Consider the following 26,285-nt stretch of genomic DNA (forward strand, 5'->3'; position numbering starts at 1 on the left):
GCTATTGAGCCTAGAACCTGCTGGTCACACCGAAGTAGAACGCGCGTGGTGCACCGGGCGAGATGTTGTTGTCCGTATGCGAGCTCGCATAATACTTCTCATCGAAGATGTTTTCGACGTTGAGCTGCGCGTCGAGGTTTTCCGTCAGATTGAAGAAGAGCGCGCCGTCCACGCGGGTGAACTCCGGCAGCACCGTCGTGTTGCTCGTCGAAGCGAAGATCTCCGAGCGATGCACAACGCCCACACCCGCGGCAAACATCGGCGTGAACCGGTACTTGTTCCACAGTGTGAACATATCCTCGGGAACGTTCGGAAGGTTTCGACCGACAGGCACAATCGCGGTTCCGCTCGTCCCTTGTGCGCTGGTCACCTCGGCGAACGTTCTGGCGTAACCGCCGGCAATTTCCCATTCGTCCGTGATATTGCCCGTGAGTTCGATTTCGCCACCGCGCGTTTCGCTGGTGCCGCTGGTCACGAAGAATCCAGGCCTCGTTGAATCGGGGAACCGAGTGTTCTCACGCTCGAGACGGAAGAGCGCTGCCGAGAACATCAGACGCGGCGCAACTTCCCACTTGAACCCGACCTCGTGATTGTTGAACTCCTCTGGCTCAAGCTCCGAAGCGGCGAGGTTGAGGCCCGTGAACTGATCGCCCGTCGATGGCAGGAACGACTTCGAGTAGCTGGCGTAGAGCGAAAGCTGTTCGAAGGGCTTTACGACGACACCAATTCGCGGCGACCACACATCATCGACCCGTCCGAATGAGGCGCCATTCATAAGATTGGTCGCATCGATGTCGAAGCGGTCGAAGCGCACGCCGCCGATGACCTGGAAGTACTTCGTGATGTCGAACTGATCCTGAACGTACACCGACGATGTTGTGACGTCCGACTCGGTATCAGTGGTTAGATCCGTGAATGAAACCGGAACGTTGATGGTCGGGTTTGTGCTCGGGATATTGTTGTAGCGCCGGCGCGGAATTAACGCAGGAGGCGAACTCGGGCCGGTGTTGGGATCCGCCGGATCGAAGAGACCGTCGAACCGGAACGAGTGCGAATCCTGCTTGCTGAATTCCGTGCCCACCACCAGCGTGTGCCCGTACCACCCGCCGTTGTACTTGTAGGTCACGTCGGTCTGGTTGACGAAAGTCTGCCGTTCGAGCGTGCTGTTGTACGCCTCGGCGGTGTAGTTGCCCGCCCCGTTGACGCCGGTCGCGGCAAAGACGTTCTGATAGAACTTGTCGAAGTCGCCGTAGTAGGTGTGGTTACGAACCTTCAAGTCTTTGCTGAACTTGTGTTCGATGGTCGCGGTGAAGTTCTGCCCATCGAAGTCCGAAACGCTGAGGTTTGGATCGCCAAAGAACGCTTCAATCGATCCCGGAAATGGCCGCCGCCGCGTGCTGCCCGGAATTGCGATCGACGGAATACCACGATCGGCGGTCCGTTCGTCGTGGAAGTACTCGTAGCTCAGCCAAACGCGCGTATCTTCGGTCGGCCGGAAGAGCACCGTCGGGTTGATGCCGTAGCGCTTGAGATCGACGCCGTCGCGGAAGCTGCCGGAGTCCTCGTAGATTCCGTTGAGACGCACGGCGAAATCGTTGCTGACGCGAGCGCCGACATCCGCCGCGGCGCGGTAATGATCGAACGACCCGATCCAGGCGCTGCCTTCGCGAACGTCCTCGCCTGCCTTCTTGGTCACGCGGTTGACGACGCCGCCGCCGCCGCCGCGACCGAAGATCATGGCGTTCGGTCCCTTGAGAACCTCGAGCCGATCGGCGTTGTAGAGATCGCGGAAATACTGCACGTCATCGCGCACACCATCGACGAAGAAGTCCGCCGTGGTGCTTTGGCCGCGGATGACGATCTGATCGCGGTTGCTTTCACCCTGAGCGACGATCACGCCCGGCACGTATTGCAGCGCCTTGTTGACGTCGAGGGCGTGCTGATCCTTGGCCCGCTCTTCCGTGATGACGGTGATGGACTGCGGAATGTCGATCAGCGGCGTATCCGTCTTGGTGCCGGAAGAGGAGCGGGTCGCCCGGTAGCCGTCGATGCCCCCCGAAGAAAGACCGCCGTCTGCGTCACCTGCTTCTTCCGTTTCGACCGGCGCTGGCTGCGCGACGGGAACCGGAGCTTGTGGTGCGGGCGAGACCGGCGCTTTCTTTTTCGCGGCGACGCTCTTCTTCTTGGCTTGCGCCGTCACTTCGAGAGCCGGCAGCTCTTGGGGTTTTTCCTGCGCAACGGCGCCCGGCCCGGCCCCCAGGCCGATGGACATCACGCCACTGGAAACGAAAATTGCGATCGCCGCGGAATGAGATCCACGGCCTTGAACACGTAACATTGCCCACCCCCAACAGGAAAATTCCGATCGGTCGTGCCGCACAAGGCGTCTGGCGGCACGACCGCTATCGCAAGCTCACTGGCTAGTAGCGGCCTCGTTGGGAGTGCTTTGGCTGGCTCGCTTGCTTGAGGCGACCGTCGGATTGCGGACTGTAGTAGTCGAGAATATCGCCACGCTTCGGCCGCATTCGCATCGATCCGTGGCAAATTCGACACATCCCGCGCAGCTACTGCGGGGCCTTTCCGACCAATTTCCGCAGCTCATTCAAGCGCTCAAGCGACTCAATCGCGACTGTTTTGTCGAGCGTTGCAAGCGCCAGAGTGATGGCTTCGAGGCACACGAATGTTGCCCCGTGCAAAGCAACCCGGCCGGCATTGCCCCGATGCACGGTCACCACCACGGAGGCATGCGCAGCGAGACCTTTTTCAACGGAGTCCGTGATGAGCACGATGGGCTTACGCAGGCGGCGCGCCTCGGAGATACAGGCCGTGGCCTCCTTGTAGGGCCGGCCGTAGGCAAGCATGACGAGCGCGTTCAGCTCCTTCATTTGCAGAAGCTGATCCGGCAACGGCGCGCCACTCCCATCGAACACCTGGGTGGGCCGTCCGCTTCGCGACAATTGAAGCGCGAAGTAGCGCGCCAGATAGGACGACGGGCCGATCCCGAACACGCCGAGCTGGCGCGCCGGCGCGAGCAGGTCGACGGCCTGCGAGATCTGCAAGCGCGTCTCGGAGGACGAGAGCGCCTCGAAGGCGTCGCGGTGGTCTTCCAGCACCCGGTCGACGGCGGCTTCGCGTTCAGCGCCGATCCCCGTGAACGTCCGCGCCATGTTGTCCGCGGCGGACTGGCCTTGCCCGAACGACGCCGCCAGCGCGCTCTTGAGATCCTTGAGCCCCTCATAGCCGAGCGCTTGGACGGCACGGATGACGGTCGCATCGGACGTGCCGATCGCCGCGCCCAGCTCGACAGCGGATTTCGTCAGCGCCTCGAACCTGTTGGCATCGATGAAGCGGAGCACGCGCACGAGCGAGGGCGACAAGCCGCGGCACCGGACGCGAATACGCTGGCCGAGCTTGTCTCCGGTCTTCGACTCCGTTGCTGGCTCGCTTGCCATGGGATGCCTTGCTGAATTGCTACTACAGAGATCAACAAGACAGTAGCGATTGCTACATTTTGAGCAAGTGGGCCGAATTACATGGGGGTTATGGTCGGAAAGCCGGCGCATATCGCGCGGCATGGGACGACCGAATGGCCTCGGCGAAGCGTCGCCACGCGGTCATCGCCTCGGTCGTTTCAAGGCGGGCAGCCGACGCGCAGAAAATGAGGACGGCCCAGCGACAGCCACGAACTCGCAATTCGTCGAAGTTGCACGGTTCGATATTCTCGATGGCCACGCTGTCACGCCTTTGGCGTGCGGACCCGAGCTATCGCGGCCTGCCAGCCGCTCCATTTCCGGGCCCGAACTGTGTCGTCCATCGCGGGGACAAATCGACGATCGAGCCGCCACATCGCCGCGAACTCATCCGGTTCAGGGCAGACGCCTGCGCGGTATCCCGCGAGAAAAGCAGCTCCAAGCGCCGTCGTCTCCATCCCCATCGGACGATCCACGGGCGCGCCCAGGATATCGGCAAGGAATTGCATCGTGACATCGCTCGCGGCCATGCCCCCGTCGACACGCAGGACGGTTTCGACCGCGGCGGGCCAATCGGCGCGCATGGCATCCAGCATGTCGCGGGTCTGATAGCCGACCGCCTCAAGCGCCGCCTGTGCGATCTCGGCGGATCCAGAATTGCGCGTGAGACCCACTAAGGCGCCGCGCGCCTCGGCGTCCCAGTGGGGTGCGCCCAGCCCCACGAACGCCGGCACCAGATAGACCTGCTCGGCCGGATCGGCCTTTTGCGCGAGCGCGTTAACCTCGGCGGCCTGGCAAATGAGATGCAGGCCGTCCCGCAGCCATTGCACGGCCGCGCCGGCAATGAAGATCGCGCCTTCAAGTGCATACGTGCGCTTGCCGCCAAGCTGGTAGGCGATGGTGGTCAGAAGGCGATGGCGCGAGCGAACCGGGTCTGGCCCAGTGTTGAGGAGCGCAAAGCAGCCGGTGCCGTAAGTTGACTTCATCATACCGGGCGTAAAGCAGCCCTGCCCGATTGTCGCGGCCTGCTGATCGCCGGCAACGCCGAGAATCCGGATCGCACCGCCAAACAGATCGGGCAGCGTTTCGCCATAGTCTGCGGCACAGTCTCGGACCTCCGGCAACAATGGGGCGGGGATCGCAAACAGGTCTGCCAGTTCCTCATCCCATTCTCCACGGACGATATCGAAGAGCAGCGTGCGTGACGCATTGGTCGCGTCCGTCGCGTGAACGCGGCCACCTGTGAGGCGCCAAAGAAGAAACGAGTCGACCGTTCCGAACGCAAGCCTGCCCTGATCGGCTGCAACTCGCGCGCCGCTCGTGTTGTCGAGCAGCCAGGAGATCTTGCTCCCCGAGAAATACGGATCGAGCACGAGACCGGTCTTTTGCGTGATCAAGGTCTCATGTCCAGCAGCGCGCAACGCTGCACAGGTGTCAGCGGTGCGGCGGTCTTGCCAGACGATCGCGTTGTGGATCGGTTGACCCGTTGCACGATCCCAAAGGATCGTGGTTTCGCGCTGGTTGGTGATGCCGATGCCCGCAATATCCTGTGCGCCGACGCCGGCCTTCGCCATCGCGTCTCGCACCGTTGCGACCACCGCCGACCAGATCTCCTCGGGACAATGTTCGACCCACCCCGCGGCCGGATAGATCTGCCGCAACTCCTGCTGCGCGACGGCCACCAGCTCCAGCTTTCCATTGAACACGATTGCCCGTGTCGACGTGGTGCCTTGGTCGATTGCAATGAGATGGGTCATACGATGTTCGAGCGTCCGATTTTCGCTATAGGCCGTTTGGCTGAGGCTATACAGAAACGGACATTCGGCCAACGAACTCGGCGGCACCAATCGCGCCGTCGATCACACCACTGTTGAGAAAGCCGCGGTCGCAATACGGACTCGAAGTCCGCAATTCTCAGGCCGCCCTTAGGGTAGGCGCGACCGTCTTGCCGCCGAACCGATTGTGCAGCTTGTCGAGCAAGAGGTAGATCACGGGCGTCGTGTAAAGCGTCAGGATTTGCGACACGGCAAGCCCGCCGATGATGGTGACGCCGAGCGGATGGCGCAGCTCCGACCCCGCCCCCGTGGCCACCGCCAGCGGCACGGCGCCGAGTACCGCGGCCAGCGTCGTCATCAGAATCGGCCGGAAACGCTCGAGGCACGCTTCGCGGATCGCGTCGCGTGGAGGCAATCCCAAACGCCGCTCCGCATCGAGCGCGAAGTCCACCATCATGATACCGTTCTTTTTCACGATGCCGATCAGCAGGATCACGCCGATGAAGGCGATGACCGAGAGGTCCATGCCGGTCACCTGCAAGGCGAGAAGCGCGCCGAGACCCGCCGACGGCAGCGTCGAGATGATCGTCAGCGGATGCACCAGGCTCTCGTAGAGCACGCCAAGCACGATGTAGACCGCCGCCAGCGCCGCCAGGATCAGAAGCTGCTGCATGCGCGCCTGCTCGGCGAAGGACTTGGCGTCGCCGGCCGGCTCGCCCCGGATCGACTGCGGCATATGTAGACCCGCCAGCGCCTGGTCGATGCCGCTTAGCGCTGTCTCCAGGCTCGCGCCGGGCTTCAGGTTGTAGCTGATGGTCACCGCGGGGAACGGACCCTGATGGTTGATGACCAGCGGCGCAGTGTCCCGGCCCAGCGTCACGAGCGTCGATAGCGGCACCGCGCTCCCTGCGCGGCTCGAAACATAGATCTTCGACAGATCTGCTGGCTCCCGCTGGTGGCGGGGATCAATCTCGATGACGACGCGATACTGGTTGCGTGACGTGTAGATCATCGAGATCTGCCGCTGTGAAAGTGCATTGGCCAGCGCCGCGTCGATATCGCTGATCTGGACGCCGAGGCGCGAGGCTACTTCGCGGTCGACGGTGACGTTGAGCTGCAGCCCACCCTGCTCGCGATCGGTCGCGACATCGACGATGCCCGGAATCTGGCGCACCGCAGTCATGATCTTGGGCAGCCACTCCGTGAGGGCGCCGAGATCGAGGCTCCAGATCGTGTATTGATATTGCGACTTCCCCTGCCGCGCGCCGGTGCGGATGTCCTGCGACGGCACCAGCCGCGTCTGCAGCCCCACGACTTTGCCGAGCGGCCCGCGCAGCCGGTCGATCACGAGGGCCGTGGTGAGGTGCCGTTCGCTGAGCGGCTTCAGCGAGATGAACATCCGGCCCTGGTTCATCGAGGGATTGGGCCCGCCGGTCCCTACCGAGGAGCCCACTCCGGCGACCGCCGGGTCGGCGAGAACCACATCAAGCGCCTGCCCTTGAAGCTTCGCCATGGTGCCGTAGGAGACGTCCGCGCTGGCTTCCGTCGAGGCGATGATGAGCCCGGTGTCGTCGGGCGGAAAGTAGCTTTTGGGCGTCGTCACGTAGAGATGGACCGTGACGGCGATCGTCGCAATGAAGACAAGCATCGTCGCAAACGGCCGGTTCAGGACCACGTCGAGCGTCCGGCCATAGCCCCGGATGATGCGCCCGAGCACGCCCTCCACGATCCGGTCCAGGAGATTGGGCGGCTTGGTGTCGTGCGGCTTCAGGAAGTGTCCGCAGATCATCGGCGTGAGCGACAGCGACACCATCGCCGAGATCGCAATGGCAAACGCGAGCGTCATGGCGAACTCGTGCAAGAGACGCCCGACAATGCCGCCCATGAACAGCACCGGAATGAACGCCGCGATGAGCGAGATCGAGATCGAGATGACGGTGAAGCCGATCTGCTGCGCGCCGGCGAGAGCGGCCCTCATCGGCGTGAGCCCACGCTCCATGTTGCGGTAGACGTTCTCGATCATGACGATCGCGTCGTCGACCACGAAGCCGACCGCGACCGCGAGCGCCATCAGCGTCAGGTTGTTGATCGAATAGCCGGCGAGCCACATCGCCGCGCACGTGCCCGCGAGCGACAGCGGCACCGTAAGCCCCGCCGCGATCGTCGGCGTCGCGCGCCGCAGAAACAGAAATACGATCAGCATGACGAGAACGACCGACAGTCCGAGCGTCACCTGCATGTCATGGACGGAGGCACGGATGGTGGTGGTCCGGTCGGTCAGGATCGAGATGTCGAGTCCCGCGGGAATCCACTGCTTGAGCGACGGCAGCAGCGCCTTCACGCGGTCCACCGTCTCGACCACATTGGCCGTTGGCTGCTTGGTGATGATGAGCAGCACGGCCGGTTCGTGGTTGAACTGCGCGGACGAGCGCGTGTTGCGCGTCCCTTGGATGACCGTCGCCACGTCGCCGAGGCGGACAACGTCGCCGTTCTCCCGCCGCTTGACGACGATGCGCGCGTAGTCGGCCGGCAATCTGATCTCGGTATTGGCGGCAATCGCGATCGCCTGCTTCGGCCCGTTGATCGATCCCATGGGCGCCAGCACGTTGGCATTGTCGATGGCGGTCCGGATCTCCTCAAGGCTCACGCCGAGCGACGCGGTCAGCGACGGATCGACCTGTACGCGAACGGCCGGCTGATCCGCGCCGCTGACGGTCACTTCCGCCACACCCTCCACTTGCGAGATGCGTTGCGCGATGACCGTATCCGCAGCGTCGTAGATGGCATTGGTGGACATGGTCTTCGACGTGAGCGCCAGGATCAGCACCGGCGATGACGCGGGATTGACCTTGCGCAGCGTCGGCACCTGCGGCAGGTCCGTCGGCAGGTCGGCGGAGGCCGCGTTGATCGCTGCCTGCACGTCGCGCGCCGCCGCGTCGACGCTACGCCCGAGGTCGAACTGCATCGAGATCGACGACGACCCGAGAGCGTTGACCGACGTCATCTCCGTGACACCGGAGATTTCGCCGAGCCGCCGCTCGAGCGGCGCGGCCACGCTCGCCGCCATCGTCTCGGGGTCGGCGCCGGGCCGGCTGACAGTGACGCGGATGGTCGGGAACTCGATGGCCGGCAGGCTCGCGACGGGAAGGTGCTCATAAGCCACGGCACCGAGGAGGAAGAGGCCGGCCGCCAGCAGTGTCGTGCCGATGGGCCGCTCGATGAAGATCCGCGAAACATTCATGGCCCTACTCCACCGGCGAGTGTGCCGCCGGGAGGCGAGCTGGTGCCGCCTCGTCGACGGACCCACGGGAAAGCCGTGCGCGCAGCCGCTCCATAGCGAGGTAGATGACGGGCGTCGTGTAGAGCGTGAGCAATTGGCTGAGCAGCAGGCCGCCGACGATGGAGATGCCGAGCGGATTGCGCAGCTCCGATCCCGTTCCGCCCTCGAACGCCAGCGGCAGGGCGCCGAACAGGGCCGCCAGCGTCGTCATCATGATGGGCCGGAAGCGCAACGCCGCGGCCTCCCGGATCGATTGGATCGGGGCGAGACCGCGCGTGCGCTCCGCCTCGAGCGCGAAGTCGATCATCATGATCGCGTTCTTCTTCACGATGCCCATGAGCAGAATGATGCCGATCAACGCGACGAACGAGAGGTCCTGGCCGGCGAGCGCCAGCGCCAGCGCTGCGCCGATGCCCGCCGACGGCAGCGTCGTCAGGATCGTGAACGGATGGATGAAGCTCTCATAGAGCACGCCAAGCACGATGTAGATGGTCACCACCGCGGCGAGGATCAGCCACGGCTGGCCCTCGAGCGACTTTGAGAACTCGGCCGCATCGCCGGCGAACGTCCCGGCGACCGTGTCCGGAAGCCCGATCGACTGCTTGGCCTGGTCGATGACCCGGAGCGCATCCGACAACGAGGACTTCGGAGCCAGATTGAAGCTCAGCGTCACCGCCGGAAACTGGTTCTGGTGCGCGACGACGAGCGGCGCCTCGACGTAGTCGATCTTCGCAACCGAGGTCAGCGGCACCTGCGCCCCAGTCGACGACGGAATGTAGAGCCGCGCGAGCCGGCCCGGGTCGCTCTGGTCCTCCCGCTTCACCTCGAGCACCACGCGGTACTGGTTGGCCTGGGCGTAGATCGTCGAGACTTGTCTCTGGCCGAACGCGTTGTTCAAGGCGTCGTTGATGGCTTGCATCGTGACACCGAGACGCCCGGCGGTATCGCGGTCGACGTTGATCCGCGCAGCCAGACCGCCGTCCGCCGCTGCCGACGACGCGTCGCGCAGATGCGGCGAAGCTCTGAGCGCGTCCAACATCTTCGTCGCCCAGGTGCGCACTTCGGCGGTGTCCGTGGAGACGAGCGTGTACTGGTATTGCGCGCGGCTCGCCTGCGTCGAGATTTGCACCTCCTGCTGCGGCTTGAAGTAGACGGTGACGCCCGGGACGTCCGCGACCGCCTGCTTGAGGCGGCCGATGACCTGGTCGGCGCTCGCAACACGCTCCTCGCGCGGCTTCAGCATGACTTTGATGTTGCCGGTGTTCTCGGTGGGGTTGAGCTCGCCGATGCCGACGATCGAGGCCACGCTGGCGACGTCCGGGTCGGTCGAAATCGCCCTGATGACGTCCCCCTGCAACCCACGCATCTCTTCGAACGACACCTGCTGGCCTGCCTCGACCATTGCCGTGATCAGGCCCGTATCCTGGATCGGCAGGAACCCCTTCGGCATGACCGCATAGAGCCAGATCGTCAGCGCAACCGTGGCCACGGTGACGAGGAGCGTGGCCGCCTGATGCCGGAGCACGACCTCGAGCGAGGCCGAATAGGCCCGCACGACGCGGTCGATGATCGTGCCGGCGGGCTTTCCGGTCTCTCCGCCGTCGGGATGCGTTTCTCCATTGTGCCCCGCCTTGAGAAGACGCGAGCACATCATCGGCGTGAGCGTCAGCGAGACGATCGCCGATACGATCACCGCGATCGTCAGCGTCAGCGCGAACTCCGAGAACATGCGCCCGACGAGGCCGGTCATGAACAGCAGGGGGATGAAAACCGCGATCAGCGAGAGCGTGAGGGAGATCACCGTAAAGCCGATCTCGCGCGCGCCGTCGAGCGCCGCCTGCATCGGCTTGGCACCCCTCTCCATGTGGCGCACGATGTTCTCGATCATAACGATGGCATCGTCGACGACGAACCCGGTGCCGATCGTCAGCGCCATCAGCGACAGGTTGTCCAAGCTGAAGCCGCAGAACCACATCACGCCGAAGGTGGAGACGAGCGAGACGGGCAGCGCGACACCGGCAATGATCGTGGCGCGGATCGAGCGGAGGAACAAGAGCACCACCATCACGACCAGCCCCACGCTCAAGACCAGCGTGAACTGCACGTCATGCACCGACGCGCGTATGGTCGCCGTCCGGTCCTGCACAGTCTCGAGCTTGACGGCCGCCGGCATCGCCTTCTGCAGGCGCGGCAGCTCGCGCTGGATACGCTGGACCGTCTCGATGACATTGGCGCCGGGCTGGCGCTGGACGTCGATGAGCACCGCAGCCTTACCGTCGTGGCGCCCGTCGACACGCACGTTCTCGAGGCCGTCCGTCACCGTCGCCACATCCCGGAGCCGCACGGTGCCCCCATTGCGATAGGCAACCACGACGTCCTCGTAGCCCGCCGCGCTGTCGAGCTGGTCATTGGTCGCGATGGTGTAGGACTGATGCGCACCGTCGAGAGAGCCCTTGGGTCCGGCCACGTTGGCGTTGTTCACCGCCGTGCTGACGTCCGCGAGGCTGAGGCCATAGGAAGCAAGCCGCGTCTGATCGGCTTCGATGCGCACTGCCGGCCGCATACCGCCCTGGATCGAGACGTGACCCACCCCCGAGATCGAGCTCATGCGTTGCGTGATCAGTGTATCGGCGAGATCCGACATCTGCCGCAGCGTCTGCGTGTCCGATGTCAACGCCAGCGTTACGATCGGCACGTCCGCCGGATTGACCTTTGAGTACGACGGCGGATAGGGAAGATTGCGCGGCAGTGTCGACCCGGCCGCATTGATCGCGGCTTGCACGTCCTGGGCCGCCGCATCGATGTCGCGATCGAGCGCGAACTGCAGCGTGATCCGGCTGTAGCCGAACGTGCTCATCGAGGTCATCTGCTCGAGCGATTGGATCTGGCCGAACTGCCTCTCGAGCGACGCCGTGACGAGCCGGGACATCGTGTCCGGGCTCGCGCCCGGCAGCTCGGTCGTCACCTCGAGTGTCGGGAAGTCCACCTGCGGAAGCGACGAGATCGGCAGCGCCAAGTATCCCAAGATGCCGCCGAGCACGACAGCCACGGCGAGCAGCGAGGTCGCGATCGGCCGCTGGATGAACGGCGCGGAAACGTTCATGGCGCATTACTCGCGTTGTTCCTCCGGCCCTCGCGATTGCCGTTCTGTGCCGTGTGAGGCTCGCCGGTGAGCGGCGGCGCAGCAGGTGGGGGATTGGTCACGTCCGCGATCTTGGCGCCGTCCGAGAGCCTGCCAAAGCCCGACGTGATAACCTTATCGCCGGCATTGAGACCGGCTTCGATCACGGCCTCGGTTTCGGTCTGCCGCCCGACCGTAACCTGCCGCACGGCCGCCATGCCGTCGTCCGTCACCACAAAGACGAAGGTTCCGGCGGGCCCGCGCTGGACCGCAACCGGCGGCACGACGACGACGCCTTTCAGCGTATCGACGCGCAGCCTCACGTTGACGAACTGGCCCGGCCACAGCGCGAGCGTCGTGTTCGGGAATTCCGCCTTGAGGCGCACGGTGCCGGTCGCGGGATCGATCTGATTGTCGATGACCTGCAAGGAGCCCGTTTCGAGCTGCGTCTTGCCGTCGGTCGTGAACGCTTCGGCGACCAGGACCTTGCTCGGATCGTCCTTGCGGATCTGCGGTAGATCCTGCTGCGGCAGCGTGAATAACACGGAGATGGGCTGGATCTCCGTGATGACGACGATGCCGGCCGCATCGGCGGAACGGATGAGGTTGCCCTCGTCGACAATGCGGATCCCGGTCCGGCCCCGCAGCGGCGACACGATGTTGGTGTAACCGAGGATCGCCGTTGCATTGTCGATGGCGGCTTGATCGGCCTTGATCTGCGCCTCCTGCTGCCGCACCAGCGCCCGCTGCGTATCGATCTGCTGCTGCGATTCCGCGAGCGTGCCGACCTTCTCGTAGCGTTCGAGATCATGCTTCTGGTTGGCGAGCAGAGCCTCGTCGAGGGCCTTCTTGGCGAACGCCTGATCGAGTGCCGCCTGATAGGTCGCCGGATCGATCTTGGCGAGCAGGTCGCCTTTCTCGACGGTCTGTCCTTCCTTGAAGTTGACCGAGAGCAACCGGCCGTCGACCTGCGGCCGCACCGTCACCGTATTGCGGGCACGCACCGTCCCCACGCCCTCGAGAGTGATCGGAACGTCGGCAGTCTGCGCCATCGCAATGACGACGGGAACGGAAGCGGCGGCAACGCGCGTCGCATCCTGCCCGCGCCCCTCGGTCTGCGTGGAACCCGGCAAGCCCCAATACGCCGTAGCGCCGCCCGCGAGGAGCAGCACAAGAATCGTAACGAACGTCAGTTTTTTCATGAGGGCACCAGGGCCACAGTCTATGGAGGCACGCAGCCAACTTAGGCCCAACGCCCAAACGGAGACATTCCGTCGTGCTCGGTAGCCTCTAGGTAGTGTCTGAGGCTCAAATGCAGATGCGCGCGCCGCTTACATTTTTGTAAGGCGTACGACACGGATTTTCAAAGCGCTTAATGTTCGGCGCCGAGCGGAGCCGTCGCGAAGAAGGTTAAGCTAGAATAGCCGCTTCGCTCTGACGTCCGGTTAGCCCGGCTAAGCGAACTCAACCCGCCTTGAGTCCGCTTCTCGGACGATGCACCCACATAAGACCGCGATTCAACAACGCACGCGTTCTTCGTCACGCGCGAATGCACTCGTTTTTGGGATCGTAGAGCGGTTCGAGGGTGACAGTCGCGGGCACACGCTCGGTCGCCACTTCCAGCTCGTAGGTGCCGGACAGCACGAACTCCGCATCCACGCCCGGATCGGGGCGGCGCACGTAGCCGTAGCCGATCGAGCGGTTGACCGTGTAGCCAAACCCGCCGCTCGCGAGCCAGCCCACCCGCACACCGTTGCGATAGATCGTTTCCCGGCCGAGCAAGACGATGGACGGATCCACCGTGAAGCAGGCGAGCAGCCGCGGCAGCGGCTTCGTGCTCTGAGCGGCGATCGCTTCGCGGCCCTGGAAAGGCGTGTTCGATTTGAGCTTCACAGCCCAGGAGAGCCCGGACACCAGCGGCGAGTGGTCCGGACCGATCTCCGATCCCCACGCGCGATAGCCTTTTTCCAGCCGCAGGGATTCGATCGCGCGATAGCCCGCGTTGGCGATGCCGTGCGGCGCGCCAGCCGCCATCAGTGCCTCGTAGACGGCTGCCATGAACTCCACTGGAATGTGCAGCTCCCAACCGAGTTCGCCCACATAGGTGACGCGTAACGCGAGTATTGGCGCACCGGCCAACGTAATGGGCTTGATGCGGCCGAAGGGAAAGCCGGCACGCGACAGATCCTCGCTCGTCAGCGACGACAGAACATCCCGCGCCCGCGGCCCCATGACGGCCAGCACGCCATAGGCGGACGTGACGTCGATCAGGCGTGCGTCGAGGCCGGCGGGAATCGAGCGCTTGATCCAGTCGAAGTCATGCACGGCGAAGCCGGTTCCGGTCACGACATAGTATTCGTCGGGCGCCAGGCGGCCAACCGTCAGGTCGCACTCGATGCCGCCCTTGCCGTTCAGCATCTGCGTGTAGGTGAGGTATCCCGGTGCCTTCGAGACATCGTTGGCGGCGATCCAGGACATCGCCTGCTCGGCGTCCTTGCCCACCATCACAAATTTTGCGAACGAGGTCTGATCGAACACGGCGACACGCTCACGTGCAGCCCTGTGCTCGCGGCCAACGGCCTCGAACCAGTTCTGACGCCCGTAGGCGTAGGTATCCTTCTGCTCTTCACCGCCACCAAGATCGGCAAACCAGTTCGGGCGCTCCCAGCCCGTCTTCTCGCCGAATACGGCGCCTTGCGACTTCAGGCGATCATAGAGCGGCGAGCGGCGCAGTGGGCGGCCGGACTGATGCTCCTCGTGCGGCCACGCCATCGTGTAGTGCTTGGCATAGGCCTCCATCGTTCGCGTCCGCACCCAGTTCGTGTCGAGGTGATTGCGGCCAAAGCGGCGGATATCGACCGGCCAGAGATCGTAGGGCGGCTCACCTTTCGCGACCCATTCGGCAAGCGCCATTCCCGCGCCGCCGCCGGCTGCGATGCCGAATGCGTTGAAACCTGCGCCGACGAAGATGTTTCGCACCTCGGGCGCTTCACCGAGAATGAAGTTGCCGTCCGGCGTGAAGCTCTCGGGGCCGTTGATGAACTGGCGGATGCCGACGGACTGCATCGCCGGCACGCGCCCGGCGGCAAGTTCCAGCAAAGGCTCGAAGTGCTCGAGGTCGTTGTCGAGCAACTGAAATTCGAACGGCTCGCCGAGCTTCGTCTCCGTCCACGGCATCGGGTTGGGCTCGTAGCCACCCATCACAAGGCCGCCGACCTCCTCCTTCCAATAGGTGAGGCGGTCCGGATCGCGCAGCGTCGGCAGGCTCGCCGTCACGCCGTCGATCTTTTCAGTGATCAGGTACTGGTGCTGCATCGAGACCAGCGGGATGTTGACACCGGCGAGCTGGCCGACCTGCCGCGCCCATTGGCCGGCACATATGACAACCTTCTCGCACGTGATGCGGCCCTGGTCTGTCACGACGGCACGTATTACGCCCCTTTCAACCTCGATGGCCGTGACGCTGACGCCCTCCTTGATCGTCACGCCGCCTTGGCGCGCGCCCTTGGCGAGCGACATCGTGATGTCCGATGGCGACGCTTGGCCGTCGGTCGGCAGGAAGGCCGCACCGACCACATCGTCGACCTGCATGAGGGGCCACAGATCCTGCGCTTCCTTCGGCGTCAGGAGCTGCATGTCGAGGCCGAACGACGTGGCCGTCGTGGCCTGGCGCTTCACCTCGGTCCAACGCTCCTCGTTGCAGGCAAGGCGCAGGCCGCCGTTGCGCTTCCACCCGGTGGCGAGACCCGTCTCCGCCTCGAGCTTGTCATAGAGCGCGACGGAATAGCCGAGCAGCTGCGTGATGTTCGCGCTCGAACGGAGCTGGCCGACAAGACCAGCCGCATGCCACGTGGAGCCGGATGTCAGCTTCCCGCGCTCGAGCAACAGCACATCCTTGAGGCCCATCTTGCCGAGATGATAAGCCGTCGAGCAGCCGACGATGCCACCACCGATGATGACGATCTTGGCCGATGTTGGCAGCGTGCTCATGACGACTCCATCGTCTTGTAGCGGGCGTAGGACGCCTCGAAGCGGGAAAGGTTTTCGGCCGTGTAGGCCGCGTAGTCGAAGTCGACTGCCGAGTGGATTTCGGAAACCATGGCCCAGAGCGTTTCACGCAGGAGCGAGACAGCGGTCATGGCGGCGGCTTGGCGCCGGAGTGCGTCATCGACGGGGCGGCCGAAGTAGGCAGAGACGAAAGCCTCGGCCATCTCGGGCGGCATAGCGCTGTTGGACGCAAGGCCGCCGAGATCGAACAGCGGCGAATTGAAACCGGCGTAGTCCCAGTCCAGCAGCCAGAGCCTCTTTCCGTCGTCGAGGATGTTGGCCGCGAGCAGGTCATTGTGGCTGAACACGACGTCGATCGGGCCGACGGCCTTCTCCAACCGCTCCGAGCGATCGAGAATGTCCGCGAGCAGCAGGCCATGGCGGCTCCCACCTTCATGCAGCGTGTGCGCGTAGTCGCGGATGACATGGAACGGCCAGAACATTGGCGCAGGGCCGCGTAGATACCGTGCGACGTCGCGATGGCACCGTTTCACCAGATCGACAAGGCCATCGAAGTTCGACGGGTTGCGCACATCTTCCGGCGCGAATGTGCGACCGTCGATGAAATCGATGACCATGAGGCCAGGCTCGGCGCGAATGACGGCCGGGCTGATCCCAGCGGCCTCTGCCGCCCGCGCGGCGGCAAGCTCGTTCGCACGTACAATGCCGTGAACGAGAATGTCCCCTCCTGTACGGACGACATACTTCCGGCCGCGATCCTCAACGACGAAGTTCTTGTTCGTGATGCCGCCAGCGAGCGGGACCGGATCGACGCGGCCGAACCAGAGGTCGAGGTTGGCGATGCGGTCTCGCAAAGACTCTGACCCGTGGTCATCCATGCGTCACCCCGCTCTGTTGGGCGGCAATCCGGCGTGCGGCCGCGCCGATCAGGCGGTCTGCGGTGATCGCTATTGCGGCGACGCAGAGACCCGCTACCAACCCCTTGCCGACATCCGCCTTCGTGAGCGCCATGTAGACCTGCTGGCCGAGATCGCGCGTACCGACAAGTGCGGTAATGACCAGCATCGAGAGCGCCAGCATCACGGTCTGATTGATGCCAAGCAGGATGGTCGGCAGCGCAACCGGGAGGCGGATGCGGCGCAAGATCTGGCCCGGGGTGCATCCCATCGCGACTCCGGCTTCCGTCAAGATCGGCGGCACCTGCCGGATCCCATGCGCGGAGTAGCGAACGGCCGGCGCCAGCGCATAGAGCACGATGGCCAACATGGCCGTGAAGTCACCGACGCGGAACAGCATGACCGCCGGAATGAGGTAGACGAAACTCGGCAGCGTTTGCAGCGTATCCATGATCGGCTCGACAACGCGCCAGGCGCGCGGGTTCAGGCCGGCGTAGATGCCGAGCGGAATGCCGATCAACGACGCAAACAGGACGGAGATGGCGCAGAGGTAGATCGTGATCATCGCGTACTCCCACTGTCCGTTCACGACGATGAACAGCGAAAGCCCGGCCGCGAGCGCCGCAAGACGGAGCCCGCCCAGCCACCAGCCGGTATAAGCCAGCGCCGCGACCACCAGCGGCCAAGGCTGCGCCAGCATGAAGCGCTTTACGGGCAGTAGGATATTGAGGAGCACGAACGTCTTTACCGCGTCGAAGACGTCGAAAAAGTTGATGTTGATCCACTTGACGGCGTCGGACCACCACGGCGCAGTCGAGAGCTGCAGCTCTGGCGGGTAGGTGGCGACAAACGGCAGGACGAGGCCGAGCAGATACGTTACCGCGACGAACCCGGCGAGCGCCAGAAAGTACCGTCGCCCACCGCCTTTGGCTTCGCGCACGCGCGCGCCTTCGGCGTAGGCCTGACTGAGGCGGTCGAGCGCGATGGCGAGAACCACGATGGCGATGCCGGCTTCGAGACCGCGGCCGATGTCGAGACGGCGCAGGCTCGACAGCACGTCGAAGCCAAGACCGCCCGCACCGATCATCGAAGCGATAATGACCATATTGAGCGACAGCATGATCACCTGGTTCACGCCGACAAGCAGCTGCGGGCGTGCGGCGGGCAGCATCACCTTGACAATCATCTGCCGCGGCGTCGTGCCCGCCATCGTTCCGTATTCCACGATTTCGCGCGGCACGGACTCAAGCGCCGTCATGGTCACGCGGACCATCGGCGGCAACGCATAGATCATGGTCGCGATCATGGCCGCGACCGGGCCGAACCCGAACAGGAACAGGATCGGCACGAGGTAGGCGAACGTAGGCACCGTCTGCATGAGGTCGAGGATCGGCGTGATCAGCTTCTTGAAGAGCGATGACTTGTAACCGCCAATGCCGAGGAGCAGCCCGCCGGCGATGCCGAGCGGTGCGGCGACGACGATAGACGAGAGGGTGAGCATGGCGCTCGCCCATTGGCCGAAGACCGCGAGATAGAGAAAGGCGCCGCCCGCGATCAGCGCGAGGCGCGCCCCGCCGAAGCGATAGCCCAAGGCCGCGACGCAACCGACGACGGCAAGCCAAGGCATGGGCGGCGCGATCTGGACGGCTGTGGAGCCGCGTCCGTCCCGCAGCCCGGTGGCGAGGATGGACGTCGCGAAATCGAGCGGTACGTTCAGCAGGTCAGCGATCGACCGCGTCAGCTCCTTGAACGTGAAGAGGCCGAAGCTCGCCTCCTCGATGAGCCACTTCATCGCCGCCGAGATGGCCGTATCGAGACCTATCCGCCAAGCCGGTGGAAGCTCCCGCATCCAAGACGGCAGGTTTTCCTTGAAGATGAACGACAGCACAGCGAGCGCGGCAATGACACCTACGGCGACGAGCGCTGGATTGAGCCGCTCGTCTCCGGCCGACGCGCTGCTGTCCACGGCAGCCAACGTCATGTCTGCGCTCCGGAGCCGATGAGCACGGCCATAACGGCGCGCCGGTCGACGATACCGATCTGTTGGCCGGCTTCGTCGGCGACGCCGAACGGGAGATCGGAGGCTTCGATACGCCCGGCAAAGTCACGGACTTTCGCCGTTGCAGGCACGAGCCCGGCGACGCTTTCGCCGGGCGCCGCGTTGCGCATGATGGCACGGGCTGAGAGGATCTTGCTGCGCGGGGCGTCACGCGTGAATTCGGCGACGTAGTCATCGGCCGGCGCCCGCACGAGGTCCTCAGGCGTGCCGACCTGAACGATCCGGCCGTCACGCATGATGGCGATGCGGTCGCCGACGCGCACCGCTTCTTCGAAATCGTGGGTGATGAAGACGATCGTCTTATGCAGCGCGTCCTGCAGCCGCATGAACTCGTTCTGCATCTCACGCCTGATGAGAGGATCGAGCGCCGAAAATGGCTCGTCCAGAAACCAGATGTCCGGGTCCGTGATCAGCGAGCGGGCGATGCCAACGCGCTGCTGCTGTCCACCCGAAAGCTGGTACGGCAGGTTCTGCTCCCGCCCGCCGAGCCCGACGAGATCGATCATGTCGCGCGCGGCCTTCTCCCGCTCGCGCCGCGGCATGCCTCGGATTTCGAGCGGGAAAGCGACATTGTCGAGCACGCTCAGATGCGGCAGCAGCGCGAAGTGCTGGAATACCATGCCCATCTTGTGGCGACGCAGCTGGATTAACTCAGCGGGCTGAGCCGCGAGAAGATCCACGCCTTCAAACAAAACCGCGCCGCTCGTGGGTTCGATCAGGCGTGAGAGGCACCGGACGAGCGTGGATTTGCCCGAGCCGGAAAGCCCCATGATCACGAAGATCTCACCGCGCTCGATTTCCAGCGAGGCGTCCACAACGGCCGCGACGTAGCCCGCCGATTTGAGCGCCGCGTCGGTTGGCGCCCCGTGCTTGGCCAGGAAGCCCTGCGGGTCCGGCCCGTAGAGCTTCCAAAGGTTTCGGCAGACGAGGGCAGGACTGGTCATCTGCAGACCCGTTGATCCAATCCAAGAGGAATGCGTTTCAGGTCCTGATCGGGCGAAAGTCCGGAGCCCGGATTGCAGACCTGAAACGCAATGATGTGGGATGCGGACCTAGCCGCCGATCCACTTCTTCCAGCGCGGCTCGTTGTCTTTCATCCACGCAGCGACGACGTCGTCGAGCTTCTTGCCGTCGAGATCGATCTCGCCGACCATCTTGCCCATTTCGTCATTGGTGAATTCGAAACCCTTGATCGCCTTGTGCGCCGTCGGCCACTTGTCTTTCAGGCCCGACCATGCGGCTTTCCAAATCGGGCCGCGCGGCTTTCCGCAATCGTAGGCTTTTTCTTTGTTGATGCCCCATGACGGGTCCGAATAGCAGGCCGGCTCATATTTCGGAAACTCGACCCATTCACCCTTGTATTTGATGGGCGCCCAATGCGGCGCGTAAACCCACAGAATGACCGGTGCCTGGCGCTGATAAGCGGATTCCAGTTCGGCAAACAGGGCGGCATCCGTGCCGGCATGCACCACCTCGAACGGAAGATCGAGTGCTTGCACGCGCTCATCGTCAAAACCACCCCAGGTCGCGGGGGCGCCGACGTAACGGCCCTTGGGCGCCGTCTCGGGAATGCTGAACTGCTCGGCGCACTTCTTGAGAGCTTGCCAGTCCGGGAGACCCGGACACTTCTCTTTCATGTAGAGCGGGTACCACCACTCCTCGACCGCGAGCATGCCCGTTTCACCGAGGTTTTCGACCTGCTTGGTGCCGACGGCCTCTTCGAGCGCATCCTTGCCGGTTGTCGCCCAGATCTCCATGGCGACATGCACGTCGCCAGTCTTGAGACCCGCAAACTGCGCGAGATAGTCGGCCTGCACGTATTCGATATTGAGGCCGGCCTTCTTCAGCACCTCGCCCATGATGTGGGCGCTGACGAGCTGACCGGTCCAGTCGTGAAGCGTGAGCTTGATGGGGTCCTTGGAATCGTCCGCCAGGGCCGGCGGCGGCAACAGTGAGGCGAACGCGAGAGCCGCCAGCGCGGCTGTGGAGCGGAGCTTCAACATTTTTCACCCGATGCGATTTTGAGGTACCGACAGAACTCCCTGCGCATAGTGACGGCCGTTGCAAAACGTTCGAAGTCGGCCTGCAAGCGCATTGAAGCGTCGCGCAAAGTCCCACAAACTGTCAACAAACTTTCAAATGATTTGTTGTCTTTTGTGGTTTTTGACTGGAAACTGGGCGCAACACGACGTGAGATGCCCATGAATTTTCCAACGCGATGGCAGAGCGCAATCCTTGATGCACTGCGAGTAACCGGACGCGAGTCGATCGCGTCGCTGGCAGGAAGTCTCAACGTGTCGGACGAAACCATTCGCCGGCATGTGAAAGATCTTGTCGATCAGGGCGCAGTGCATCGCGTGCACGGCGGCGTCATTCTCGCAGGTGCGTTGGCTGAACCTCCGTTTTCGCGGCGCATCAAAGAGCGGGTGGAAGCCAAGCGTGCCATCGCGAAGGCCGTAGCGGATCGCGTCTCCGACGGCATGACGCTCCTGATGGATTCCGGCTCGACCACGACTTATGTCGCGCACGCGCTTCTGCAGAAGACGGGACTGACGATCGTGACCAACTCGATTGAAATCGCGCGCACGATGGTGGGCCGAGGCGACTGCGCCGTGCATCTGGCGGGCGGCGCGTTGCGGGCAGACATCGGTGCCGCCGTCGGGCACGAAGCGATAGAGCTGATCCGCGAATTCCGTGGCGACCTCGCCATCCTTTCCATTGGCGGCATCCATGCCAAGGATGGGTTCATGGACTTCGACATCGACGAGGCCCGCGTCGCCCGCACGATGATCGACCGGGCGAACCGGGTGATCGTGGCGGCGGACGCATGGAAGTACACGGCCAAGGCACGCGTGCGCGTCTGCAGCTTCGAGCCGGTGTCGATGTTCGTCTGTGATGCGGCCCCGCCCGCGTCGCTCCGGCAGAAATTCGACGCGGCCGGAACGGAAATTGTCATCGCCCCGGCCGAAAGGGTCGCGGAGAGGGACCGCGCCCCATTGTCCACGCCGAGCTCGTAAAAGTATGGGCTGCCTATAGCCCGGTACCTTCTTTGTTTGACTGACGTGGAAAGCCCCGTCACTTTTCAGTGTATTGCAATCGCACGAGTGGGTTTGATGCCGACCGCCTTCGACAAGCATGCCCGCATCGTCATTGTCGGTGGCGGCGCCGTGGGATGCTCACTGGCCTATCATCTCGGCCGTCGCGGCGAGCGCGAAGTTCTCGTCCTCGAAAAATCCCGCCTCACGGATGGCTGTACGTGGCACGCGGCCGGGCTCGTCGGCCAGCTTCGCGGGCGGCGGAACCTCACGCGTCTGATGCAGAACTCGGTCGCGGTGTTCGACCGCCTCGAAGCGGAATCCGGGCACGTGATCGACTGGCGCAAAGTCGGATCGCTGCGGCTTGCGTCATCACCGGAAAGATGGAGCGAGATTCGCCGTTCGATGACGCTGGCCAAAAGCTTCGGCTTCGACTGTCATGCGCTTTCGGCCGCCGAAGCCCAAAAGCTTTTTCCCTACATCGATCCCGAAGGAGTCGTCGGCGCCGCGTTCATTCCCTCGGACGGTTACGTCGACCCCTACGGCCTGACGCACGCCTACGCCGCCGCCGCGCGGAAAAGCGGCGTGACGATCCAGGAGGGTGTCTGCGTTACCGAAATCCTGAAGGAAGGGCGCCGTGTCACCGGCGTCGCTACGGACCACGGCACCGTGGGGTGCGAGATCCTCGTCAACTGCGCGGGCCTATGGGCCAAGCGGCTCGGCGAAATGGCAGGTATTTCCTTGGCGGCGGGTGTCGTCGAGCATCAGTATTTCCTGACCGAGAAAAAGTTCGATCTGCCCAAGACGCTGCCGACGCTGCGAGACCCGGACAAGAATTTCTATCTCAAGCCCGATGTCGGCGCGTTCGCCATCGGCGGCTGGGAGGATGGAACGCAAGGCTGCTGGCGCTCGCGTCCGCCATTCGCATTCGGTCGCGAGCTGTTCCCCGAGAATTTCGATCGCCTCGAGCTCTTTGCGCTGCCGTGCGCCGAACGTCTTCCGGTGCTGAACGAGGTCGGCATCCAGACGGTGATCAACGGTCCCATTCCGGTCTCGGCGGACGGCGAGCCGATCATGGGCCTCGCGCCCGAACTCGACAATTTCTTCGTTGCCTGTGGGTTCACGGCCGGTATCGCGGCGTCGGGTGGCGCGGGCGAAGCGATGGCCAACTGGATCCTCGACGGCGATCCGGGAATGGACCTTTGGCCGTTCGACGTGCGCCGGTTCGGCGTGCCGCACAACACCGGCCGCTATCTCGAAGATCGCGCGATCGAGGCATACGGCAGCTACTACAAGATCCACTGGCCAGCGGAAGAGACCGTCGCCGGGCGCGGGCTTCGCCGCTCACCGGTTCATGCGCACGTGGCCCAAGCCGGAGCCGTTTTCGGCGCGCGCTTCGGCTGGGAGCGGCCGCTTTGGTTTGCCGACCCAGGCGTGCCGCGCGAGGAGGTTTCGAGCTTCGAAGACAAGCCAAGCTGGTTCGACCACGTTGGCGCGGAGCACCGCCATATTCGAGAGGCCGTCGCCCTCATCGACCAGACCTCGTTCTCGAAATTCGAGGTCGATGGGCCCGGCGCTACGGCAGCGCTCGAACGGATCTGCGCCAACCGGATCGATGGGGTGCCGGGCCGCTGCATCTATACGACGATGCTCAACGCCAAAGGCGGTGTTGAAGCCGAGGTGACACTTCTTCATCTCGCACCCGACCGCTTCCTCATGATCTCCGGTTCTGCATTCGGCGTGCGGGATTCGAGCTGGGTGCGCCGCAATCTTCCGGCAGACGGGTCCGTGTCTCTGCGCGACGTCACGTCAGCCTGGGCGGTGCTCAACATTTGCGGTCCGGCGTCGCGGGCTGTTTTGCAGGCACAGTCTGACGACGACCTCTCCAACACCGCGTTTCCGTTCCTCGCCGTTCGAGACATCGAGGTTGGGCATGTTCCGGTGCGGGCTGTCCGCGTCGGCTACGTTGGTGAGCTGGGATACGAGCTTCACGTCCCGACGGAATATGCGCCGGGCCTTTACGAAGCTCTCAAGGCTGCGGGCACTGCGCACCGCATCCGCGATGTGGGGTACCGCGCCATCGAAACCTGCCGCCTGGAGAAGGGCTACGTCTATTGGTCAGCCGAGATCGGGCCCGACTACGATCCTCTGTCGGCCGGTCTCGAAAGCACCGTCGACTTCGGCAAGGAGTTCATCGGCCGCGCGGCGCTCGAGACCTTGCGTGCCAATTTGCAGGCGCGCCGGCTCTGCACGTTGACGGTTGAGGGCTTTGCCCCCTTCCATGGCGGCGAAACGATTTTGATGGAGGGCCGCGTCGTCGGCCAGACCGCGAGCTGCGGGTTTGGACACACCGTCGGCAAGACCATCGCGTTCGCATGGTTGCCGGCGGACGCCGCCTCCGCACAGACACTCCAAATTGAAGCTTTCGGCGTGACGTACCCCGCAACCCGCGTGGAGCGCACGATCTACGATCCGAAGAACGAGAGGCTACTTTCTTGAGCTGACCGGAAAATGGGGGGACGATGAGCGCCACCGAGCAGGATGTCCGCGACGTTTGGGTCGCGCTGGATCGTCTCGGCTTTCACAATGCGATCGACATCGCCCTCGCTTCACCGCGACGCCTTGGCGGCCTTACCAATCGGGTTTTCCTGATCAAAAGCACGCGGGGCGACCATGTGCTGCGCATCCCCGGCCAAGGCACGGAAGAGTACATCGATCGCGAGGTCGAGGCCGTGGCAGCGCGTGCGGCCGCACGTGCCGGCGTGAGCCCTGAGGTGCTGGCGACGACCGGCGACGGCTTGATGCTGACGGCCGCCATTGACGAAGCGGTGACCATGACGCCGGAGAACTTTTCCTCAATCTCTGGCGCGCCGGCGCGTGCCGCCGGCGTCCTGCGCAAATTGCACGCCAGCGGTGAACAATTCGCTTTCCGGTTTGAGCTGTTCGCGATGATCGACGACTATCTCAAAATCCTGTCCGGCAAGACAATCGAGTTTCCGGAGGGCTACCGAGACGCGCTCGCATCGGCCGACGTGATCCGGCAGGCCCTCAACGCGCGGCCGTTACCGCTTACGCCATGTCATTGCGATCCCCTTTCGGAGAACTTTCTCGACACGGGCGACCGCATGTGGCTCGTCGATTGGGAGTATTCCGGCATGAACGATCCGCTGTGGGATGTGGGCGACGTCATTGTCGAGGCCAAACTCTCCCCCGACAAAGAAGCCGAGTTCACGGCTACTTCGGCGGCACACCCACCGCCGCCGAGCACGGCCGCGTCGTGATCTACAAGGCGATGTGCGATCTCTTGTGGACCCTGTGGGGCCTGATCCAGCATGCCAACAAGAACCCCGCCGATGACTTCTGGGCCTATGCCAACGTCCGGTTCGACCGCTGCAGAGCATTGATGGCGACCCCGGAATTCTCCGCCCACGTCGCGGCAGTCGCCAAGGGCTAGTGGGTGTGGGGCGCGAACAAAATGGGGGTGAAATTCAGAATGACGCCGAGGGCGAAATTCAGAACGGCGCAGCCATAGGCCGCTAACCCGTTGAAGAGACACTGGTCGGAGCGGGGAGATTCGAACTCCCGACCCCTTGCTCCCGAAGCAAGTGCGCTACCAGGCTGCGCTACGCTCCGCCCGACCGTGTGTCTAAACCACCGGATGCCAACCAGCATCCGGGTGGGAAGTCCCTCATCGCAGAGAGTGCTCATCACGTCCTTGACGCAGCGTCAAAGACAAGGCCCGCACAAAACGTCGCAAGGGTCTGCGTCCGCCCGCCGAATGGTAGCCGGATCGCGAGGCGGCTTTATAGCGGCACACCCACCCGAGAGCAAGCGAGACGGACGAGAGAATTTAAACGCTCGCGAGAGGTTGCCGTTGACCGCGGCTCTCACTATGGTGCGGCGCCCAGCTCCCCCGTGCCGGCCCTGTTGCCCTGCACCGGAAAGCTGTCCAGGATCGAGACCCCGTTTCGAGACAAACTATTGGGACGTAGCCAAGTGGTAAGGCAGCGGATTTTGATTCCGCCATTCGGAGGTTCGAACCCTCCCGTCCCAGCCAGTTTCCCCGACATGTAATGCGAAACGGGCGATCCAACGGCGTCTGACGCCGGGCAGGCGGCAACCTGCATAGCCTTAACGGCAGAGGGGCGGCCTCGCCAATGGCAGAAGGCGGCCCCGCGAGCGGGACCGCCCGCCGAGACCCTACTTCTTCTGCAGACCCTGCATGGCTTCGCCGACGAGGCGGCCAAGCTCCTGCGCCTGAAGCGCATAAGCTTGCATCTGCGACTGGGCGTAGCGGCTCTGATGCGCGAGCACTTCCTGGATGTCCTTGGCGCTGGCGAGGTCGCTCGCCAGGCCGAATGCGGCCTCGGCGTTCTGCTTGGCGAACTTCGTCGCCCGGTCCTGGACCGCCCGGAAGCCCGTCGACACGTCATTGGCGGGCAGCGACTTGGTCCAGAAGCTCATCGCCTGCGTCATCGCATCCATGAATTGCCCATAGGCGAGACGGGCCTGGTCGACGTTCTTTTCGGCCAAGTCGCGCATCTGTTGGGGAATTTCGAATGGGTTCTGGGACATTAGCTTCTCCGGCTTTCGTTTTCTTGCGAGGGGATGTTGCATTGGTAACGCTTAATGGACCTCCCG

14 protein-coding genes, 2 tRNA genes and 1 pseudogene are annotated in these 26,285 nt (G+C 63.8%); 4 read left to right on the forward strand and 13 right to left on the reverse strand.

Features of this window, described 5'->3' with window-relative positions; all coding sequences use genetic code 11:
* Window positions 1–10: 10 nt before the first annotated feature.
* The 11 genes from ACTIFK_RS03020 to ACTIFK_RS03070 all read right to left on the reverse strand — a co-directional run bounded on the left by ACTIFK_RS03020 (window position 11) and on the right by ACTIFK_RS03070 (window position 20,612).
* Complete coding sequence (locus tag ACTIFK_RS03020; protein ID WP_439541572.1) at window positions 11–2,272, reverse strand: TonB-dependent receptor; 2,262 nt, start codon at window positions 2,270–2,272, stop codon at window positions 11–13.
* Between the two features lie 292 nt (window positions 2,273–2,564).
* A complete protein-coding gene (locus ACTIFK_RS03025) occupies window positions 2,565–3,452 on the reverse strand; it encodes a MurR/RpiR family transcriptional regulator (RefSeq protein WP_439541573.1) in 888 nt (295 codons plus the stop codon).
* Window positions 3,453–3,736: 284 nt separating this feature from the next.
* Window positions 3,737–5,227, reverse strand: a complete 1,491-nt coding sequence (gene glpK / locus ACTIFK_RS03030) for a glycerol kinase GlpK (protein WP_439541574.1) — start codon at window positions 5,225–5,227, stop codon at window positions 3,737–3,739.
* 157 nt (window positions 5,228–5,384) lie between these two features.
* Entirely contained in the window at window positions 5,385–8,486 is a 3,102-nt protein-coding gene (locus tag ACTIFK_RS03035; RefSeq protein WP_439541575.1) for an efflux RND transporter permease subunit, read from the reverse strand.
* 4 nt (window positions 8,487–8,490) lie between these two features.
* The gene (locus ACTIFK_RS03040) at window positions 8,491–11,628 is read right to left on the reverse strand and encodes a multidrug efflux RND transporter permease subunit (protein WP_439541576.1); all 3,138 of its coding nucleotides are present in this window, start codon (window positions 11,626–11,628) and stop codon (window positions 8,491–8,493) included.
* A complete protein-coding gene (locus ACTIFK_RS03045; protein ID WP_439541577.1) occupies window positions 11,625–12,848 on the reverse strand; it encodes an efflux RND transporter periplasmic adaptor subunit in 1,224 nt (407 codons plus the stop codon). The genes ACTIFK_RS03040 and ACTIFK_RS03045 overlap by 4 nt, the downstream gene beginning before the upstream one ends.
* Window positions 12,849–13,185: 337 nt before the next feature.
* Window positions 13,186–15,636, reverse strand: coding sequence for a GcvT family protein (locus ACTIFK_RS03050; RefSeq protein ID WP_439541578.1), 2,451 nt, complete (start codon window positions 15,634–15,636; stop codon window positions 13,186–13,188).
* Complete coding sequence (locus tag ACTIFK_RS03055; protein ID WP_439541579.1) at window positions 15,633–16,532, reverse strand: phosphotransferase; 900 nt, start codon at window positions 16,530–16,532, stop codon at window positions 15,633–15,635. Before ACTIFK_RS03055 ends, ACTIFK_RS03050 begins: the two co-directional genes overlap by 4 nt.
* The gene (locus ACTIFK_RS03060; protein WP_439541580.1) at window positions 16,525–18,531 is read right to left on the reverse strand and encodes an ABC transporter permease; all 2,007 of its coding nucleotides are present in this window, start codon (window positions 18,529–18,531) and stop codon (window positions 16,525–16,527) included. Before ACTIFK_RS03060 ends, ACTIFK_RS03055 begins: the two co-directional genes overlap by 8 nt.
* Complete coding sequence (locus ACTIFK_RS03065; RefSeq protein ID WP_439541581.1) at window positions 18,528–19,553, reverse strand: quaternary amine ABC transporter ATP-binding protein; 1,026 nt, start codon at window positions 19,551–19,553, stop codon at window positions 18,528–18,530. Before ACTIFK_RS03065 ends, ACTIFK_RS03060 begins: the two co-directional genes overlap by 4 nt.
* Window positions 19,554–19,661: 108 nt before the next feature.
* Window positions 19,662–20,612: an ABC transporter substrate-binding protein gene (locus ACTIFK_RS03070; RefSeq protein WP_439541582.1), complete on the reverse strand. Its 951-nt coding sequence runs from the start codon at window positions 20,610–20,612 to the stop codon at window positions 19,662–19,664.
* Window positions 20,613–20,810: 198 nt separating this feature from the next.
* On the opposite strand from ACTIFK_RS03070, the gene ACTIFK_RS03075 reads away from it, so the two are divergent.
* From ACTIFK_RS03075 to ACTIFK_RS03085, 3 genes and pseudogenes are all read left to right on the forward strand, one after another.
* The gene (locus tag ACTIFK_RS03075; protein ID WP_439541583.1) at window positions 20,811–21,626 is read left to right on the forward strand and encodes a DeoR/GlpR family DNA-binding transcription regulator; all 816 of its coding nucleotides are present in this window, start codon (window positions 20,811–20,813) and stop codon (window positions 21,624–21,626) included.
* 96 nt (window positions 21,627–21,722) lie between these two features.
* Window positions 21,723–24,143 (forward strand): GcvT family protein, encoded by a 2,421-nt coding sequence (locus ACTIFK_RS03080; protein ID WP_439541584.1) that lies wholly within the window; start codon window positions 21,723–21,725, stop codon window positions 24,141–24,143.
* Between the two features lie 23 nt (window positions 24,144–24,166).
* A pseudogene (locus tag ACTIFK_RS03085) lies at window positions 24,167–25,098 on the forward strand (phosphotransferase).
* 102 nt (window positions 25,099–25,200) lie between these two features.
* Here the strand turns inward: ACTIFK_RS03085 and ACTIFK_RS03090 are convergent.
* Window positions 25,201–25,277: transfer RNA gene (locus ACTIFK_RS03090), tRNA-Pro, on the reverse strand.
* Between the two features lie 349 nt (window positions 25,278–25,626).
* On the opposite strand from ACTIFK_RS03090, the gene ACTIFK_RS03095 reads away from it, so the two are divergent.
* Window positions 25,627–25,701, forward strand: a tRNA-Gln gene (locus ACTIFK_RS03095).
* A 143-nt stretch (window positions 25,702–25,844) separates the two neighbouring features.
* Here ACTIFK_RS03095 and ACTIFK_RS03100 read toward each other — a convergent pair.
* Complete coding sequence (locus ACTIFK_RS03100; protein ID WP_439541585.1) at window positions 25,845–26,219, reverse strand: phasin family protein; 375 nt, start codon at window positions 26,217–26,219, stop codon at window positions 25,845–25,847.
* Between the last annotated feature and the right edge of the window lie 66 nt (window positions 26,220–26,285).

The sequence above is a fragment of the Hyphomicrobium sp. genome (genome assembly GCF_051860585.1).
Taxonomy (GTDB): Bacteria; Pseudomonadota; Alphaproteobacteria; order Rhizobiales; family Hyphomicrobiaceae; genus Hyphomicrobium_C.